At 37.1% G+C, this 4170-nt stretch carries 4 protein-coding genes; 3 read left to right on the forward strand and 1 reads right to left on the reverse strand.

Going from position 1 to position 4170, the window contains the following annotated elements; genetic code table 11:
- The 3 genes from FTV41_RS13775 to FTV41_RS13785 all read left to right on the forward strand — a co-directional run.
- Window positions 1-696, forward strand: a 696-nt coding sequence (locus FTV41_RS13775) for a molecular chaperone (protein WP_179996700.1), incomplete at its 5' end; no start/stop codon positions are given.
- Window positions 697-723: 27 nt separating this feature from the next.
- Window positions 724-3072 (forward strand): fimbria/pilus outer membrane usher protein, encoded by a 2349-nt coding sequence (locus tag FTV41_RS13780; protein ID WP_179996701.1) that lies wholly within the window; start codon window positions 724-726, stop codon window positions 3070-3072.
- A complete protein-coding gene (locus FTV41_RS13785) occupies window positions 3063-4052 on the forward strand; it encodes a spore coat protein U domain-containing protein (RefSeq protein WP_218945201.1) in 990 nt (329 codons plus the stop codon). Before FTV41_RS13780 ends, FTV41_RS13785 begins: the two co-directional genes overlap by 10 nt.
- Here FTV41_RS13785 and FTV41_RS15395 read toward each other — a convergent pair.
- A partial coding sequence (locus FTV41_RS15395) for a spore coat protein U domain-containing protein (RefSeq protein ID WP_179996703.1) occupies window positions 4049-4170 on the reverse strand: 122 nt, incomplete at its 5' end. The two genes, FTV41_RS13785 and FTV41_RS15395, sit on opposite strands and share 4 nt — an antisense overlap.

Here is a 4170-nt window from a genome sequence, read left to right on the forward strand (position 1 = left end):
TTAGCTTCTTCCTTTTGTTCTTTAGCACAAGCAGCTAGTCTACAAGTATCTCCCATCCTTGTAGAGTTTTCTTCCCAGGAAAAAGCAAAAGAGCTTTGGCTTACAAACACGGGGAAAACAAATATTCGTGCTCAAGTACGTATGCAAGAGTGGACTCAGCTTAATAACCAGGAAATCCTGGAACCGACTAAGAAGCTTATTGCAAGTCCACTTATTACTGAAATTAAACCTGGTCAAAGACAATTAGTACGCTTGATTAAGCCAGCCAATACTAATAGTACTCAGGAGCAGGCATTTCGAGTACTGGTAGATGAGTTGCCAGGAAGTAGTTCCGAGCAAAATAACTCGGGTTTAAATATTTTATTGCAATACTCAATTCCTGTTTTTTATAAGTCTTCGCAACCTCATAAAATTACTCAAGGTCTAACCTCGCTTGATAATATTCAGTTTAAATATACGAACGGCCAGATTTCAGTTTCGAACCGTTCTAGTTCCTATTTACGCTTAAGTCAGTTGAGTTATGTATCCACGACAGGAAATATCGTACCTTTGATATCTGGATTGATGGGTTATGTTTTGGCAGGACAAACGATGTCTTGGAACTTACCGATCAGTCTTCCAGATAATGGTGCAGGAAAGTTCCGAGTAGTTATTAATTCTGATATTAATCAACAGGTTATTCCTGTAAATAAATAAATACTTGATATGATTAGGGCTAATTACTTGAGTGTAATTTTGCTTGGACTTCTTTATGTACAAGAGGGAATAGCAAATGAAGTGACTTCTCAAGAAGTAGATTCGACCATTCAACAGGAACTTTTTTTAGATGTTATTTTAAATCAATCTAACTCAAATATTTTAGGCCATTTTCTCCAACAAGGCGATCAGCTTTATATATCTACAGAAACTTTACAAGACCTTAAATTAACTTTACCTGCTGATCTGCAAACTAATCCTGCAGGCTACTATCTTTTAGAAGACATACCTTCAGTCAAATATAAATACGATAATTCCAACCAGAAAATTTACCTTGATGTAGATATTAAAGCACTTAAACGAACTTCCTATTATCCTGCATATACTATTATTGAACCTGTCAAACTTGACCCAGCTCAAGAGCGACCAGGCGCTTTGTTTAATTACGATTTCTATAGCCAGTATTCCGAAGATTATTTCAATTTAAGTGGAACCCATGAGTTTCGTGTATTTGGCTTAGGAGAGGGAGGAATCTTAAATTTATCCTCAAATTATAGCTATACCAAAACAGATGAAGATTCCGAATTAAATGCTTTAATTCTAGATACTTATTGGCAGCGTGATTTACCTGAAAAAATGCTTACTATCAGAGTGGGTGATGATCAGTCCAAACCATTGAGCTGGAGTAGGTCTACCCGCATTAGCGGAGTAAGTCTTTCTAAAAATTTTGCTCTTCAACCCTATCAAATCACGACTCCCTTGGAATCATTTAAAGGTGAAGTAAGTTTACCATCCACAGTAGATTTGTTTATTAATGGGCTAAAGCAAACAACTCAGCAAATCATACCTGGTCAATTTGAAATTGAAGCGATCCCTATTATTACTGGAGTTGGACAAGCTCAAGTAGTTGTGACTGATATCAATGGCCAACAAAGAGTTCTTAATTTTTCTTTATATGGAACTAATCAACTGCTAAAGGAAGATTTGAGTGACTGGTCATTTAACCTAGGTTATACACGTTTAGCATATGGGGAACGTTCCTTCAAATATGATAAGGATCTGGTTACTAATACCAGTTATCGGTATGGTTTAACACAAGATTTAACTGTAGAGACACATTTGGAGTTAGCGCCTGATCTGTACTTGGGAGGAGCAGGATTTATCCAAAGACTAGGAAACCGCGCAGGTCTGTTAAATGCAGCATATTCTTTTAGTGACTATCAGGGATTAACCGGAGCTATTTATCAATTAGGATATAACTGGAATTCTAGGTACTTAACTATCTCTTATAATACGGCTCGGCAGTCAGGCGAATATTACGATATCGCGCACCTAAATGGTTTAGCATTTCCTCAGCGATCTGATCAATTTTTTCTAGGTACGAATAATAGGTTAGGCCAGTTCGGGGCAAGTTATATTTATCAAGAACAAGATTGGGATTCAACTAACGAGTTTTTAACATTTAATTGGTCTTATTCATTCCCTAACAATTATTATCTCAACTTAAGCGCAAATCATGATTTAAATGAATCAGATACCAGATATTATTTGAGCTTGAATGTTCCATTAGAAAAGAGACGAACCGTCAACTTATCCTATCAGCAAGATCAGGAACAAGAGAAGCTGTCTTTTAATGCGCGTCAGTCCGTCTCTCGTGATGTTGGTGGGTGGGGATGGCAAGTACAGGTAGATACGGCTCAGGATAATCGAAATATCCAGACTCAACTTGCCCGGATTCACAACTATGGGGAGTGGAGTTTAGGCTTACAGGAATTTAAAACCGATAACAGCTCTTCTCGAATAGCCAACGGTACATTAAGTGGAAGCCTGTTAATGATGAATCGAAGTTTATTCCCAATGCGTAGATCTTTTGATTCATTTGCTTTGATTTCAACCTCTAATATCCCTGAAGTACCAGTGAAATTAGAAAATAGATCAGTAGGAAGGACCAATAGAAACGGAGAACTGGTCGTCACCTCACTGAATCCTTACCAAAATAACAAGATCACAATCGATGCATTAGAATTACCTGCTGACTATTATATTGAAACAACAGTAAAGAATGCTGTACCAAGGTTTGGTAGTGGAGTCTTCATAGATTTTCCTGTTTACCAGATTCAGGCGATTCAAGCAGTTATTAAACAAAAAGATGGAAGCGTAATTGAAGCCGGGTCGAATGTCTGGGCAAGTCCAGATTTAAAGTCCTCAATACCAGAGCCTCTTACTGTGGTTGCACATGATGGTATGATCTATATGGAAAACCCTAAAGTAACTAAATTCTTTGTAGAGCAAAAAGACAAAATGTGTAGCTTTGAGATAAATGGTTTAGATACCCAGAAAGGTTTAATTGATTTAGGCGACTTGCTATGCGAATAATGAGCAAAAAAAAATCTCCTTTTTTATCAAGCAAAAATTTAACTTTAATGTCAGGTCTATTTTTAGGTTTGATGATTACAGGTGAAAGTCAGGCTGCTAAATGCAGTATTTCTTCTACCTCGCTTGATTTTGGTGAGGTGAGTCCTGCATTAAGTACGACTTCTACCAATATTACTCTTCGTTGTGATCCACGTTCCATAATGAAAACAAATATACGTGTGTGTTTGACCGCTACAAGTTGGCTTTATAATGATACAACCCGTTATATTTATACTAATATTTTAGGCATACCGAACCTACTTCAATCTTTGAAATATAATCTTTTTTATGACCCCGGTTTTACTCATTTAATCCAATCGCGTGATCAATTAACTGCTATGGGTTGTAGAGACTATACAATTACGGGTGGTAAGCAATTGACTGAAGTGATCCCAGTTTATGGTCTTTTTTATCCAGGACAGACAGGGGCTGCTGGTAATTACAGATCCTCTACTTTATCGCTTGAAATCCTTTATGATTTTGAAAGAAATGAGAACTATCCTCACGGCTATAACGCTAGTAATTTAAGATATTCGGACACGGCCAATATGAGTGTTTTTGCAGAATATGAGAATGTTTGTACATTACTCTCAACAACAGATTTGGATTTTGGTCAAATTGATAATTTGAACAGAGACTTACATACAAGTGGTCAAATTTCTCTGCAATGCCCTTCACGCACTACTTGGCGAGTAGGATTAAATAATGGCAAATATGCTCTGAATAATCAGAGAAGAATGTTTAATGGCAAGGATTATATAAATTATGATTTATACTTAAACAGTAACTTAACTCAAAAATGGGATAGTTCTAATAACAGGTCGCAAGGTGTAGGAACAAATGGGCAGCAACCAATCTCTGTTTACGGACATGTCCCCCAACAGCCTCTCAAAAGTGCAGGAAACTATAGTGATACTGTGACGGTCACTTTAACGTATTAATATGTAATCGTAGCAACCACAATATCATTATATACACCCGCAGGAACATTCGTGGCGCCTTCATTAATTTTTGCCCAGATTTTGAAGTTCTGATCCGTACCAGTTCCCGTACTTGCAA

The organism is Acinetobacter sp. YH16051 (assembly GCF_013417135.1).
Classification (GTDB): domain Bacteria; phylum Pseudomonadota; class Gammaproteobacteria; order Pseudomonadales; family Moraxellaceae; genus Acinetobacter; species Acinetobacter towneri.

Excerpts from the sequence above, each read along its gene's own strand:
- FTV41_RS13785 (WP_218945201.1), top strand. The coding sequence starts at position 3,063 with ATGCGAATAATGAGCAAAAAAAAATCTCCTTTTTTATCAAGCAAAAAT.